Annotated in this window: 12 protein-coding genes; 8 read left to right on the forward strand and 4 right to left on the reverse strand. The window is 59.5% G+C overall.

The features are described from left to right. The first annotated feature begins 106 nt into the window (after positions 1 to 106). Complete coding sequence (locus RY831_RS21670) at positions 107 to 1,555, forward strand: aldehyde dehydrogenase (NADP(+)) (protein WP_326508458.1); 1,449 nt, start codon at positions 107 to 109, stop codon at positions 1,553 to 1,555. An 82-nt stretch (positions 1,556 to 1,637) separates the two neighbouring features. Here the strand turns inward: RY831_RS21670 and RY831_RS21675 are convergent, their stop codons facing one another. Further along, positions 1,638 to 2,393 carry an SDR family oxidoreductase gene (locus RY831_RS21675; protein WP_326508459.1) on the reverse strand — a complete coding sequence of 252 codons (756 nt, stop codon included), beginning with the start codon at positions 2,391 to 2,393 and terminating at the stop codon, positions 1,638 to 1,640. A 214-nt stretch (positions 2,394 to 2,607) separates the two neighbouring features. Between RY831_RS21675 and garD the strand changes: the two genes are divergently transcribed. From garD to RY831_RS21690, 3 genes are all read left to right on the forward strand, one after another. Continuing rightward, a complete protein-coding gene (gene garD / locus RY831_RS21680) occupies positions 2,608 to 4,170 on the forward strand; it encodes a galactarate dehydratase (RefSeq protein WP_437126310.1) in 1,563 nt (520 codons plus the stop codon). Between the two features lie 226 nt (positions 4,171 to 4,396). After that, positions 4,397 to 4,795, forward strand: coding sequence for a helix-turn-helix domain-containing protein (locus RY831_RS21685; RefSeq protein ID WP_326508461.1), 399 nt, complete (start codon positions 4,397 to 4,399; stop codon positions 4,793 to 4,795). After that, positions 4,789 to 6,105: a type II toxin-antitoxin system HipA family toxin gene (locus RY831_RS21690; protein WP_437126311.1), complete on the forward strand. Its 1,317-nt coding sequence runs from the start codon at positions 4,789 to 4,791 to the stop codon at positions 6,103 to 6,105. Before RY831_RS21685 ends, RY831_RS21690 begins: the two co-directional genes overlap by 7 nt. A 77-nt stretch (positions 6,106 to 6,182) precedes the next feature. Here the strand turns inward: RY831_RS21690 and RY831_RS21695 are convergent, their stop codons facing one another. Further along, positions 6,183 to 7,226: a porin gene (locus RY831_RS21695; RefSeq protein ID WP_326508462.1), complete on the reverse strand. Its 1,044-nt coding sequence runs from the start codon at positions 7,224 to 7,226 to the stop codon at positions 6,183 to 6,185. A 215-nt stretch (positions 7,227 to 7,441) separates the two neighbouring features. Then, the gene (locus RY831_RS21700) at positions 7,442 to 7,849 is read right to left on the reverse strand and encodes a 5-carboxymethyl-2-hydroxymuconate isomerase (protein WP_326508463.1); all 408 of its coding nucleotides are present in this window, start codon (positions 7,847 to 7,849) and stop codon (positions 7,442 to 7,444) included. Between the two features lie 510 nt (positions 7,850 to 8,359). Here RY831_RS21700 and RY831_RS21705 point away from each other — a divergent pair. From RY831_RS21705 to RY831_RS21720, 4 genes are all read left to right on the forward strand, one after another. Continuing rightward, a complete protein-coding gene (locus RY831_RS21705) occupies positions 8,360 to 9,388 on the forward strand; it encodes a Gfo/Idh/MocA family protein (protein WP_326508464.1) in 1,029 nt (342 codons plus the stop codon). Positions 9,389 to 9,833: 445 nt separating this feature from the next. After that, positions 9,834 to 11,654: a pectate lyase gene (locus tag RY831_RS21710; protein ID WP_326508465.1), complete on the forward strand. Its 1,821-nt coding sequence runs from the start codon at positions 9,834 to 9,836 to the stop codon at positions 11,652 to 11,654. A 205-nt stretch (positions 11,655 to 11,859) separates the two neighbouring features. Further along, a complete protein-coding gene (locus RY831_RS21715; RefSeq protein WP_326508466.1) occupies positions 11,860 to 13,578 on the forward strand; it encodes a methyl-accepting chemotaxis protein in 1,719 nt (572 codons plus the stop codon). 139 nt (positions 13,579 to 13,717) lie between these two features. Then, positions 13,718 to 14,242, forward strand: a complete 525-nt coding sequence (locus tag RY831_RS21720) for a YgjV family protein (protein ID WP_326508467.1) — start codon at positions 13,718 to 13,720, stop codon at positions 14,240 to 14,242. A 4-nt stretch (positions 14,243 to 14,246) separates the two neighbouring features. Here the strand turns inward: RY831_RS21720 and RY831_RS21725 are convergent. Then, on the reverse strand, positions 14,247 to 14,611 hold a 365-nt coding region (locus RY831_RS21725; protein WP_326508468.1), incomplete at its 5' end, for a hypothetical protein.

The following is a 14,611-nucleotide window of genomic DNA, read 5'->3' on the forward strand; positions in this document are numbered from 1 at the left end:
CACTGCATGTGACCAACGCTGGTGACTGATGCGCCGCCTTCTTTCCATTGTTATCCATCGTTGTCCCGGCATGCCCGGGACGATTCATTCATGGAGCCATACATTAATGACCCCGAATTCTTCCGATACATTGCAGGAATCGACTTCCGTGCAGATCGATGCAGCGGTGCAGCTTGCCGTTGCAGCCAGTGACCAGTGGGCCGCCTCCAGCGCCGCCGCGCGCAGCGTCCTGCTGCGTGAACTGGCCTCATCGCTGGAAGCGGAGCGCGAGCGCCTCGTCGGGATCGCGAACGAGGAAAGCTTCCTCGGCACCGCGCGCTTGAACGGCGAACTCGACCGCACCGCATTCCAGCTGCGCGCATTTGCCGATTCCGTGGATGCCGGCGAGCCGTTTGCCGTGATCGACGACGAGGCCGTGCCCGGCGCGCCGCCCGCCGGTCATCCACGCCTGCTGCGCGTCAATGTGCCGCTCGGGCCGGTCGCGATGTTCTCGGCCAGTAATTTCCCTTTTGCCTTTTCCGTACTCGGCGGCGATACCGCATCGGCACTCGCGGCCGGCTGCCCGGTGGTCATCAAGGCGCATCCCGCGCATCCACGGCTGTCAACTGCGGTGTTCGAGCTGGCGCTGGCCGCAGCGCAGCGCAGCGGCGCGCCCGCGGGCGTACTGTCTATGGTCAGCGGCGCCTCGCGCGAAGTCGGCGTGCACCTTGTGCGCCATCCCGATATTGCAGCGGTGGCATTTACCGGTTCCTACATCGGCGGCATGGCGCTGCAGAAGGAAATCAACGCGCGTCCGAAGCCGATTCCCTTCTTCGGCGAACTCGGCTCGATCAATCCCATCGTTGCCTTGCCGGCAGCTCTTGAAACACAGGGTGCGGAACTCGCCACGACGCTCGCCGCTTCGATTGCGCAAGGCAGCGGACAATTCTGCACCAGCCCCGGTGTACTGATTGCCTATGACAATGCCGTCACCGATGCATTCGTCGAGCAGCTGGCCGCGCAAATGGACGGTCAGAATACCCATGCCATGCTGTCGCCGGGGATCCGCAAGAACTTCGACGAAGGGGTTGCGCGCCTGAATCGGCATCCGGCTGCCAAACGCGTCACCACCGGCGAGCAAAGTGCCGACCGCCATCCGGTACCGAACCTGGTGTCGCTGGATACCGAAGCGTTCCTGCGGGATCATGCATTGCGCGAAGAAATCTTTGGCCCTTCCTGCGTTGTCGTTCGGTCGAAATCGACCGAACAGCTGCTGCAGGTGCTGGCCGCGATCGGCGGCAGCCTGACTGTGACGGTGTGGGGTGCAAACAATGATGACGCGGATACGCAAAGTGTCGTGCGCGCTGCAGTCCGGATTGCGGGCCGCGTGCTGTTCTCAGGCGTGCCGACCGGCGTCGCGGTCACGCGCGCGCAGCATCACGGCGGGCCGTTCCCATCCTCCACCCGGCCGCAGACGACTTCGGTCGGTCTGATGGCCATGCAGCGCTTCCTGCGGCCGGTAGCATTGCAGGAACCGCCGGCCTGGCTGGCCGGACGCGGCGGCGTACCCCTCTAGGTATGCATCGCCGCAGGAAAAGATTCACCATCAAAAGATTCACCATCTCTTCCTGCGGCAGCCTCGTGAGCGTCGAGTGGCATCAGCCGCGTCCGACATACGGCATCTTGGTCGCCATGACGGTCATGAATTGCACATTCGCCTCCAGCGGCAAGCCTGCCATGTAGAGCACGGCATCGGCTACATGCTGCACGTCCATGGTGGGTTCCGGCGCGACCGTGCCGTTTGCCTGCGGCACGCCGCGTTCCATGCGCTCGGTGCGGTCGGTCAGCGCATTGCCGATATCGATCTGCCCGCATGCGATATCGTATTTCCTGCCGTCCAGCGACGTGGTCTTCGTCAGTCCGGTGACCGCATGCTTGGTCGCGGTGTAGGCAATCGAATTAGGGCGCGGCGCATAGGCGGAGATCGAGCCGTTGTTGATGATGCGGCCGCCGCGGGGCGCCTGATCCTTCATCACGCGAAACGCGGCTTGCGTGCAGAGGAACACGCCGGTCAGGTTGACGTTGACGACGTTCATCCAATCTTCATAGGCGAGGTCTTCCAGCAGCGCGGGCGGGGAAAATGCGCCGGCATTGTTGAACAGGACGTCGACCCGGCCGAACCGTTCCCTGGCCGCTGCGAACAATGCATTCACCGAGGCCGGGTCGGTAACGTCGGTGGGCACCGCGAGCGCCTGCGACGCCTCACTCCCCAGTTCCTTGATGGCCGCTTCCAGCGCATCCTGGCGGCGGCCGGCCAGCACTACCGCATATCCGTTGCGTGCAAGCGTCAGCGCAACGCTTTTTCCGATGCCGGAACCCGCACCTGTAACTACCGCGACTTTGGATGTCGACACATCGTTCTCCTTGATTGGATGATTTTCTTGTTGATCGTTAATGAGGTTCGCGCGACGGAAGGGCCGCCGCAAGAGGAAAGCGCCGCATAATCTTACCGGTTTAAGTTGTAAGGTGTAGGAAGTAAATGTAAGATGTCATCAGCAAGCCAATTTGTATGACTTTTCAGCTACTGTTCAGCGATTGCATCGCCGGTAAAAGGACATCTTTATGGATATGAAGACAAGCGAGCAGAATGCCGCCGACACCCCCCGGTACATTCTAATGAACCAGAACGACAACGTCGCCATCGTTGTCAATGACGGAGGATTGCCCGCCGGCACCGTCTTTCCCAATGGCCTGACCCTGCGCGACCGCGTTCCGCAAGGGCACAAGATCGCGCTCAAGGATTTCAAGGAAGGCGATCCCATTCTGCGTTACGACGTCACCATCGGTTATGCGGTGCGCGACATTCCGCAGGGCAGCTGGATCGACGAGTCGCTGGTGCGCATGCCTCCCGCGCGCGAATTGGAAAACCTGCCGATCGCCACCCGCAAGCCGCCGCAGCAGGAACCGCTGACCGGCTATACCTTCATGGGTTACCGCAATGCCGACGGCAGTGTCGGCACGCGGAACATCCTGGCCATCAGTACCACGGTGCAATGCGTCTCCGGCGTGGTGGATTTCGCGGTCGAACGCATCAAGAAAGAATTGCTGCCGAAGTTTCCGAACGTCGATGACGTGATCGGGATCGAGCATGCCTACGGCTGCGGCGTGGCGATCGATGCGCCTGGTGCCGAAATCCCGATCCGCACGCTGCGCAACATCGCGACCAACCCCAACTTCGGCGGGCAGCCGGTGGTCGTGAGCCTCGGCTGCGAGAAGCTGCAGCCGGTCAAGCTGTTCCCTGCAGGCAGCATCCCGATCCAGACCGGCGAATCCAACCTGGTGGTGCTGCAGGATACCGAGCATGTCGGCTTCGAATCGATGATCCAGTCGATCATGAAGGTGGCCGAGCGCCAGCTGGCGAAGCTCAACCAGCGCCAGCGGGTCGAATGCCCGGCATCGGACCTTGTGGTCGGCGTTCAATGCGGCGGCAGCGATGCCTTCTCCGGCGTGACCGCCAATCCGGCGGTCGGCTTCGCCACCGATCTGCTGGTGCGGGCAGGCGCCACCGTGATGTTTTCCGAGGTTACCGAGGTCCGCGACGGCATCGACCAACTGACCTCCCGCGCGGTCAACAAGGATGTCGCCGATGCAATGATTCGCGAGATGGAGTGGTACGACAATTACCTGAAGAAGGGCGGCGTCGACCGCAGCGCCAATACCTCGCCCGGCAACAAGAAAGGCGGCCTCTCGAATATCGTAGAGAAAGCCATGGGCTCCATCGTCAAGTCCGGCTCCAGCCCGATCTCGGGCGTGCTTTCGCCCGGGGAAAAAGCCAGGCAGAAGGGGCTGATCTATGCGGCGACGCCGGCCAGCGATTTCATCTGCGGCACCCTGCAGGTAGCGGCCGGCATCAACATGCACGTGTTCACCACGGGGCGCGGCACGCCTTACGGCCTGGCTTCGGTGCCCGTGATCAAGGTAGCCACGCGCGACGATCTGGCCCGCCGCTGGCATGACCTGATGGACGTCAACGCCGGCCGCATCGCCACCGGCGAGGCAAGCATCGAAGACGTGGGCTGGGAACTGTTCCAGCTGATGCTGGATGTGGCCAGCGGCCGCAAGGAGACCTGGGCGGAGCACTGGAAGCTGCACAATTCGCTGGCGCTGTTCAATCCGGCGCCGGTGACCTGATTCGTCTGCCGCCGTATCCTGCCGAGGCCCGAATGATGCTCCAGCCGTCTTTCGGGCCATGTGCATCGAGCCGCCTGTCTCATGCGGTCGGGGAACATATCTCATTTCCGGTACTGAAGATCGTCACAGGCTTCTGCAGTTTATCGGCCAAAGCTTATATTAGCAATATATAGGCTTTGACTTATATATTGCAGTTATAGGTTTGGGCCTATAAAATGAAGCTGTCATGCCTATCCCTTATCCGATACGATTTTCCGACCAGCTTCGCCAGCATCTGAAAGGCTTGCGCAAGAAGCATGGCTATACGCAGGCGCAACTTGGCCAGCTTCTTGGAGTGAGCCAGGCGCGCATCGCCGAAATAGAAGCCAATCCCGGGCTGGTGAATCTCGACCAGCTGCTGCAGATATTTTCCGTACTCGGCGCGACATTGTCGCTGGAAGAGTTGCAAACAGATGCAGCTGTTGCAGACCCTGACCATTCGAAAGTTCGACCGCCGCGCCGCAATCCCGGTCATCAAATAGAGACTCCGGTCCCGGAGCGGCCGGTTCAATCCGGGAGCGGGCCGGCACCTGCACCAGAACAAGAACGGAGTCTGGCGCTTCGGCCCAAGAAAGGGACCTGGTAGTGCCGTCTCTCAATGCATGGATGAATGGCGAGCTGATCGGCCGATGGACCGTTGATCGCCATTCACACAGCTTTACCTACGACTCGTCTTGGCTGCAATCCGAACGCAGGCGCTCTTTGTCCTTATCCTTGCCGATTGCCAGCTCGCTTGCCATCAAGGGCGACGTGGTAAAACACTACTTCGATAATCTCCTGCCAGACAACCAGCGGATACGGCAACGGCTGGGCAAGCGATTCAACGTGAAGAACGACACCTTCGAGCTCCTGCAGGCAATCGGGCGCGACTGCGTCGGCGCGGTGCAGCTGCTTGGCGTCGATGACTCTCCTGTCGGATGGGATCGTATCGACTGCGAGCCCGGGACCGAAGAGCAGTTGCTCGATTTCCTCCATGCCGTTCCGTCCGACCGCAGATTCGAAGTCCAAGACGACGATCTGTTCCGGATATCGATCGCAGGCGCCCAGGAAAAGACCGCGCTCACACGCTGGAACGGTCAGTGGTGTCTGCCGCGCGGCGCGACGCCGACCACCCACATCATCAAGCTGCCGCTCGGCCTGATCGGAGGCATGCGCCGCATCGATGCATCGGATTCGGTCCAGAATGAATGGCTGTGCGCACAGATAGTCGGGGCGCTCGGTTTGCCGGTGGCAGGCACATCCATCGGCAGCTTCGGAGATCAAACCGTCCTGATCGTGGAGCGATTCGACCGCCAATGGATGGACGGCGGGACCTGGATCGCGCGTCTGCCCCAGGAGGACTTTTGCCAAGCGTTAGGTATTGCGCCCGAATCGAAGTACGAGCGCGACGGCGGCCCGGGCATGCATCAATGCCTGAAGCTGCTGGGCGGCTCCTCCGACAGTACGGACAGAACCATGTTCCTGCTGGCGCAGCTGGCGTTCTATCTGCTCGCGGCAACCGACGGTCATGCCAAGAACTATTCCATCTTTCTGGGCCGGGGCGATACCTACGGCATGACGCCGCTTTACGACATGCTCTCCATGTGGCCCTACTTCGGAAAAGCTGCCAATCAATTTGACCAGCGCAAGGCCGGACTCGCGATGGCCATACGTTCCGGCAATGCCCACTATCGGTTTCAGGAAATCCAGACGCGGCACTGGCATCAGCTTGCCATGAAACATGGAGGCCCCGCCGTGTGGAACGCCATGCTTGACATGATAGAGCGGGTAGATCGCGCCCTGGCGCATGTGGAGGCTGGCCTTCCGGCGGACTTTCCGGCGCATACCTGGGAGACCATTTCGCTTGGAATGAAAGAGCACGCCAGGCGGTTCTCCGCGGGCCTGAATGCCATCTGAACACAAACGGCGCAAACTCGAAATAAAAAAAGACGTCCGAAGACGTCTTTTTTCGTTCAGCTGGCTTTGACCGGCAATTAGAACGTGTGGCGCACGCCAACTTCCAGGCCGCGGCTGCCGGTGCCGGCGTCGATGGCATTGCCCACGGTGTAGCCGCGCGAACCCGCGCCGCGGCTCTTCATGTAGCCGTAGGAAGTGTGCAGCGTGGTGCGCTTGGACAGCGAGTGGAGGTAGCCCAAACCGTAGAAGCGCGCGTCGGCTGTGCCGATGTCGTCGCTGCGGTTGACGAAGTTGGCCAGGATCTTGCCCGCGCCGACCGGCACCGACACGCCGACCATCGCATCTTTGAACTCCAGCGTGTCGCGGCCGCCGCGGTCGGCTTCCGTCACGCCATAAGCGCCGTGCAGCATGACCGGACCGAAGTTGTAGGTCGCGCCGAGCACGGTGTTCTTGTCCGAGCCTGCCAGCACTGCCGGCGTGGCGCCGACGCCAGCCGCCGGAACGGTGTTGGAATCCTGATAGGCCAGGCGCACATACAGCGGGCCCGCGGAATAGCCGACGGACGCGCCGACATAACGGCCGGCAGCGCTGCTGCCTGCGACTTCGCCCAGGCCGTAGGTCACGTCACCCTGGAAGCCGCCGATGATCGGGCTGCTGTACATGATGGAGTTGTTGACACGGCTGACGTAGCCGCGGGCGAAAAGGTTGACTGCCTTGCCTTCGAGGCCGTTGAAGAACGGATCGACTGCGCCCATGAGCACGTCGAAAGCAGTGTACTGACGACCAAGGCGCACGGCGCCGAAGCCGCCCTGCAGGCCGACGAAGGCCTGGCGGCCGAACAGCAGGCCGCCCTGGCCGAGCGCGCCGGTGTCAGCCTGGAAACCGTTTTCCACTGTGAAGATGGCTTGCAGACCGCCGCCCAGATCTTCGGTGCCGCGGAAGCCCAGGCGCGAGCCGTTGGCGATGCCGCTGCTGAGCTTGGTGGTCGAACCGGCCGCAGGAGCGCCGCTTTCGCGAACGACGCCGACGTCGATCAGGCCATAGATGGTGACGTTGGTCTGAGCGGCGACTGAGCCAGAGATTGCGCCCAGGACGGCGAGCGCGAGTAGCGATTTCTTCATTGTGGTTTCTCCTATAGGTGCTTCGTTCAAGTGTTCTTCGGCGTTGCGCCGAACATCTAGGTCCTTCTGGCGATGGAACTCACTGCCTTCCTTTTCCAAAGTACGCCTAGTCTCCATTGGCAATTTCTTGCCGATGACTCTTCGAGGATCGCCGCAGCGTCATGGCAATCCGATTTTTCTCGTTACTGCATTCCGATACGGCAAGCCGGGTCATTTCATCCGGCTTGCCTGGCGCTTGTCCGGCGGTCGATATGGTCCTGCAGATTGTTCTGCTTGAAGTTAAGGGCCGCATCCAGTTCCTGCACCTCAAGCGACAGTCCGAGCGGCATGTTGTCAAATTGCCGCCCGAGCAGGCGGCATAGCTCGGCGAACATCGTTTCACCGATCTGCTTCCTTGTTTGCAGGTCTCTTCCTGCCGCGATGCGAATCACCACATGAACAAATGCATTATCGGGATGGCCATCGCCGATGCGGTATTGGTCAATCGATTGCAAGCGCGTGCGAATCGCACCTTCGGCGAACATACGGGTATTCACTGCCGCGGAATGAACACCCGTAAGCAGCAAGGCAAGGTCAAGCTTGCCTTCCAGATTCGCAGAGTGTTCGATCCAAATGTGCGGCATGTACTTTGTCTCCTGGTGCAACCCCGCATGCCTTGCCTTGAAACGGCATCGTTTACCTTTAAAGGATCGAGGCTTTAATCCCGGGAGTTCCCAGGAAGGCGGCGGCTGCGTTATTCATATGTTTTTAATGTCACACATCATACAAATTTATCTTGGCAAGCACAACATAAGTTTTGCGCATTGATTCTACTTCGCATCATTTTTGCAACGTGCAAACGTAGGAGGCAGTGAAAAACCTTCAGGTCCTGATCGATTGGAATCCAATTTAACGACACGAAAGCCAAGAAAATCGCTCAAAATTATCGAAAACTGTGCGAATGGACGGTGTGCACGTTGCATTTTTGCCAGTTTTTAACAATCTGGCGCCTTGACTTGCAAGAGGAAAATAAATCGACGGGATAAAAATGCGGACCTGTTTTTTGCGCATTCAGTAGAATCATCGCAAGGACATAGTCGGACATCTTACAAAATTACAGCAAATCACAGCTAATCACAGCATGGAGAGGTTTTATGGCAAAAATGCGTATTGCAGTCATCGGCGCAGGCATGGCTTTCGAGCCCCATGCAAGGAGCCTGCAGGAATTGGCGGCTGAGGTCGATGTTGCATGCGTGGTGGCGCGCTCCACTCCCGCGAGGGACGCCGTGCGTAGCCGCTACGGATTTTCGGTTGCCGAGTCGGTGGATCAGGTATGGCACGATCCATCCATTGAAGCTGTCCTGATATTGACGCCGCCGCATACCCATCTTGAACTGGCGCGCGCCGCCGCGGAAGCCGGAAAACATGTTCTGCTCGAGAAGCCGCTGGATGTGTCGCTCGACAGGGCGCGCTCGTTGGTCGCGTTGTGCGAACAAAAGAACGTCATGCTTGGCGTGGTATTCCAGCACCGCTTCCGCCAATCCAGCCTGGCGCTGCGCCGGGCATTGCAGCAAGGCGAACTGGGAGACATCGTCTCGGTATCGATCCAGATTCCGTGGTGGCGTCCGCAAAGCTATTACGATGTTCCGGGTCGAGGCAGCAGGGCGCGCGATGGCGGAGGCGTGCTGCTCACGCAGGCCATACATACCCTTGACCTGGCACTCAGTCTTGCGGGAGAAGTGAGCAGCGTTTATGCGCATGCGCTCACTTCCGCAGTTCATCGAATGGAAACGGAGGATCTGGTTGCGGCGGTGCTGCGCTTCGGCAGCGGGGCGATTGGCAGTTTGCATGCCACCACGGCCTGCTATCCGGGATTCCCGGAGCAGATACGGCTTATCGGCACGAAAGGATCGGCCTGTCTTGAAGGCGATGCCTTGCAGGTCCGCCTGATGGACGGCACGCAGCGAGACATGGGGGCGCCTTCGGTGCTCGGCGGCGGAGCGGATCCGATGGCGTTTTCACATGCGAATCATCTTGAGCTGATCCGGAGCTTTCTTGCGGGCGTGCGCGACGGCGTGCCTCCCTCGCCTGACGGCCGGGACGCGTTGCGGGTGCAATGCCTGATCGAATCCATCCTCGAGTCGTCCGCTGCAGGCAGTCCGGTGGCGGTTGCAAGCCATTAATGGGACGGCGATGCATCGCATCGGATGTCTATCGACAGGGCGGGGCAGGTCGGGCCGCGAGACGTGCTTGCCAATACTCATGCTGCGATTCCAGGAAGCGCTTAGCCTCGGCGAAAATATGTATGACGTATGATGTTTGGAATTCGAAAGAATTGCTGTGACTCCCGGGCCGTTATCTCAGGCTGGATGGAGACTTAACTATATGTATTTAAAGGAAAATATTTGCCGCATTAAGTTTTCTCAACAACGTTGCAGAAAGCGTGAAAAAGAAGATGTTGTGAACGTAATAGTTTTTTCGTAAGATGTAAGATGAGATGGCGGCCTGCATGACACTGCCCTGACCCGAGCCGCCATCCGCTTTCAAAGACATGTGCTGTCGGTCCCGTGCCCAAGAGCCAGATCTCATGGCCGTCCAAGACTGACGATCTAACGAGGAGACTAAGCTGTGAAACGACGCGATTTTGTGATTTCCATGCTTTCGCCAGTGGCGCTGGCAGCCTGCGGTGGCGGCAACAGCGGAACGGAAGCCGTTGCAACCACTCCTGTAACGCCGAATCCCGCCACCCCGAACACCGCAAAAACTGCCGCGGCATCCGCGCTCAAGCGAGCCGCCGCCTACATGGACGAAAAAGTGTCCTATCGCGGTGGTTACGTATGGTCCTATTCCCCCGATCTGACCCAGACCTTCGGCGAGATGGAAGCCAAGCGCACCATGTGCTGGATCCAGCCGCCCGGCACGCCGTCCGTCGGTCACGTCTATCTCGATTCCTACCATGCCACCGGCGACGAGCGCTTTTATGACGCTGCGGTGCGCACCGGACTGGCGGTGGTGCAGGCGCAGCATCCGGCCGGCGGCTGGAACTACATCTACGACTTCGCTGGCGAGGAATCGCTCAAGCACTGGTACGACACCATTGGCAAGAATGGCTGGCGCCTGGAAGAGTTCCAGCACTACTACGGCAATGCCACCTTTGACGATGCCGGCACCGCTGTCGCATCGCAGCTGATGCTGCGCCTGTATCTGGAAAAGAAGGACGAACGCTTCCTGGTGCCCCTGCAGAAGGCCATTGCCTTCATGGTCAATGCCCAGTTCGGTCCTGAATTCGGTATTGCCGACGGCGGATGGCCGCAGCGCTTCCCGCATTTCCCGGGCTCCATCTCGCAGATGCCGCGCCCCAATCCGGAGCAGCTTCCGGCAGGTTCGAAGTCCGGCATGGATGACGGCGACTACACCCTGCATGTCACCTTCAACGATGACGTCATGGGCGAGAACATCAAGTTCCTGACCATGTGCGTGGTCGCGCTCGGCCGCACCGACCTGATCCCGAACATTCGCCGCGCGATGGATTGCATGCAGCGCATGCAATGGACATCGGCCAACGGCCTGCAGTCGGGCTGGGGCCTGCAGCACCTGTCGCGCGAGACCGGCGGACGTCCGGCCGGCTCCCCGGCGGGCGCCCGCAGCTATGAGCCGCGTGCGCTGGCAACCCATACCACTCAAACCAACATCCAGCAGCTGTTCAATTATTTCCAGCTGACCGGCGACAGGAAATATTTGGCCAATATTCCCAAGGCCATCGCCTGGCTGAAGACCTGCACGCTGCCGTCGAACGCGGTGCAGCTCAATCCCTTGCTGAGCGGTCGCACGCATCCGACCTTCGTCGAACTGGAAACCAACGATGCGCTTTATGTCCATCGCTATGGCTCCAACATCCATAACGGTGCCTATTACTACAACAAGGACATCACCAACACCCCTAGCCATTACTCCGCAGGCCGCCAAGTCAACATCGCGGCGCTGGAGACGAGGTACAACGAACTCAATGCCATGAGCAACGAAGCCGTCACCGCCATGGTCGCAAGGTCGCCGCTCAATGTGAGAGCCGTGGCGGCGCTGCCGAAATACTTCTCGATCCGAGAAGTGGATTTCTCCGACCTGTTCACAGGCGCGAAGATGACCACGCCAAACGTGCCGGAAACCGAAGTCAACCAGCTGATTTCCGATCTGGGCACCAAGGATTACTGGACATCGCCGGTGGCCGAGATCGTCAATCCGTATCGCGGCGACGGCCCGACGACGCCTTATACCGGCACGGCTTATCAAAGCAAGCATGTCGGCGACGTCTACGATACATCACCGTATCCGGCTGACAATCCGCCCGAGATCGCGCCTTACGTGAAACGCGACAAGCCGCAGTTCATCGTTACTTCCGATTTCATCCGGAAAATGGGCAGGCTGATCGCATTCATTTCACCCGTTGCCTAACCCTGGAAACGGCAACGCAGGCAATAAGCGGCAAGCAAGTCGCGGCAAGTAAGCCGCTTTGCCGCCGGTCCGGATTCCGCCCGCGCGGAATCCGGACATGTCGTTATCGATTCCGCTTCTTTGCCGAGTCCAGACAGCTTCATCTCAGCAAAATAGCGGCACACCGTTCGGGCAATGAACGGCCGTAATAACAAGGAGGAAGACAATGCATGCACCACATCGATTCGCCGTGAGCGGATCGCGCCTGACGAGAATTTTCACGTCGCGGTTCCAGAATCTGAAAATCTTCTCGAAACTGCTGTTTTCCTTCCTTGTCGTCCTGGCCTTGACCGTATTTGTGAGCCTGTTTTCGATGGCGCAGCTGCAGAAGGTCAACCATACCGCCACCGATCTTGAATCGCGCTGGCTGCCCTCGGTGCGCGGCCTGCTAGAGATCAAGGCCGGCATGGCCCAGCTTCGGGCTGAGGAAATGGAGCATATCCTCGCCAACGACGAAGTGAAAATGCGCACTCATCAAATGCGCATGGGTGATCTGATCCAGAAGCTCACTGCCGTACGCAGCGACTATGAAAAGCTGCCGATCACCCCGGAAGAACGGGCCATCTATGCGGAGATCGTCAAGCTCTGGGATGAATTCAAGACCGAGCACGACAACGTCATTTCGTTGTCGGCACAGAACAAGAAGGATGAAGCCATCATCTTCAACCGCGGATCGCTGACGCGCCTCTACGGCGAGATGCGGGAACACATCGACTCGATGGTGCAGCTTGGCATGCGCAACAGCCTCGCGGCCAGCCGCGCCGGCAGCGAGGTTTACGAAGACGCACAGGTGTGGGTGGCGGCGATGCTGACCGGAACAGTGGTCCTGGGCCTGCTTTTCGCGTTATCGATCGCCAGGCTGGTATCGCGCCCCTTGCAGCAGGCCGTCAGCGTCGCGCGCAAGGTGGCCGGCGGCGACCTGAGAACGGAAATCGTGCAGACATCCACCGATGAAACCGGCCAGCTCATGGCCGCGCTCAAGGAGATGAACGATGCGCTCAAGAGAATCGTCAGCGAAGTACGCACCAGCAGCGATGCGATCGCGGCAAGTTCAAGCGAAATCGCGACCGGCAATGCCGACCTGTCGTCGAGGACCGAGCAGCAGGCCGGCTCCCTGGAAGAGACGGCGGCTTCCATCGAGGAATTGACCGCCACGGTGAAGCAGAATGCGGAGAACGCGAGCCAGGCGAACCAGCTGGCCTCGGCGGCGTCATCCATCGCGGAGCAGGGCGGCAAGGTCGTGACGCAGGTGGTATCGACGATGGGCGAGATCAATGCCTCGGCAAAGAAAATCGTCGACATCATCGGCGTCATCGACGGCATTGCGTTCCAGACCAACATCCTGGCATTGAACGCCGCGGTCGAGGCGGCCCGCGCCGGCGAGCAGGGGCGCGGATTCGCCGTTGTGGCTTCCGAAGTGCGTAGCCTGGCCCAGCGCTCGGCGACCGCCGCCCGCGAGATCAAGGCGCTCATCGATGATTCGGTCAACAAGGTGGCCACCGGCTCGCGGCTGGTCGACCAGGCCGGCGCAACCATGACGGAAGTCGTCTCAAGCGTACAGCGCGTCGGCACCATCGTTGCCGAAATCAGCACGGCCAGCCAGGAGCAAAGCATCGGTATCCAGCAGATCGGGCATTCGATGTCCGAGATGGACGAGATGACTCAGCAGAACGCCGCTCTGGTCGAGGAAGCCGGTGGCGCCGCAGAAGCGCTGGAATCGCAGACCAGGAAAATGGCCGACCTGGTCCGCATTTTCAAGCTGCAGGATGAGCAAGATCAGCAGGATCGGGATAATGCCGACGACGCAGTTGCGAAGCAGGCTGCGCCTGCCATTTCCAATGCACGGTCCGCACGCGGCCCGCTTGCGCTGGTATTGCGCATGTAGGGAAAGCACGATCCGGATGCGACGAAAGAGGTGAAGAAGGTGGTTTCATCGCATCCAATCCCGTAGCCTTAACGACCGCGATAACCAAGGCTGGAGCGGTTTCGCCTTGATTCACTCATAACGAACAGCGAAGTCAGTCGTGTTTTCAGAATGGTTCACGCCGGCCCAGTGCGCCGGCTATTTCGCATTTGTGCTCGGCATCGGTTCTTTCCTGCAGCGTAGCGACAAGGCGTTCAAGATCATGATGGCAGGCGAATGCATCGCCTACGCAGTGCATTTCGCCTTGCTCGGCAATATGACCGCGGTAAGCAGTACGCTGGTATCGACGCTGCGGTCGGTGTTGTCCTTGTACACCCGGTCGCGGTGGGTCGTGGTTTTCATTATCGCGCTAAATATCGTCCTGGGGCTTCGCTTTGCGACAGGCTGGATCGCATGGCTGCCTCTGACTGCTTCCTGCATCGGCACCATCGCGCTCTTCATGCTTAATGGCATTGCCATGCGCGCGCTCATGCTGGTCGGTTCGATATTCTGGGTCGCCAATAACATCGCAAGCGGTTCGATCGGCGGCACCGCGCTCGAAATCGTCCTCATTGTCGTCAATCTGTTCACCATGTTCCGGATGCATGCAGAAGTGCGAAACATAAGGCGCGCCGAACATGAGTAAAACATCATACAAGTATAGAAGGCACTGCGCCATTGATGTTGCTTTCCTGTACGCGAAGCCTGAAACAGTCCTCGTCATGCTGTATATGCAGTTGAGGCAAGTGCCTATTGCACGCTGTGACTGAGAAAAAGGAAGGGCACGGTTTGGCGCGAAAACTGGATGCGAAATAAGCCAAAAATATTTCTTTCAACATCATACATCTTACATATATAATCCACTCGTCACGGGTTGATACCTGTAAGACCGGCGGCCCGGCAGCGGCGCTAGAAAAAATTTCAAATAACATCGATGGAGACTCGAGCATGAACAACGCATTCCAGACATTCAAACGCAGCGCAATGGCAGTGGCCCTGGCCGCCGTGGCCCTGA

Source organism: Noviherbaspirillum album (assembly GCF_035916955.1).
Classification (GTDB): Bacteria; Pseudomonadota; Gammaproteobacteria; order Burkholderiales; family Burkholderiaceae_D; genus Noviherbaspirillum; species Noviherbaspirillum album.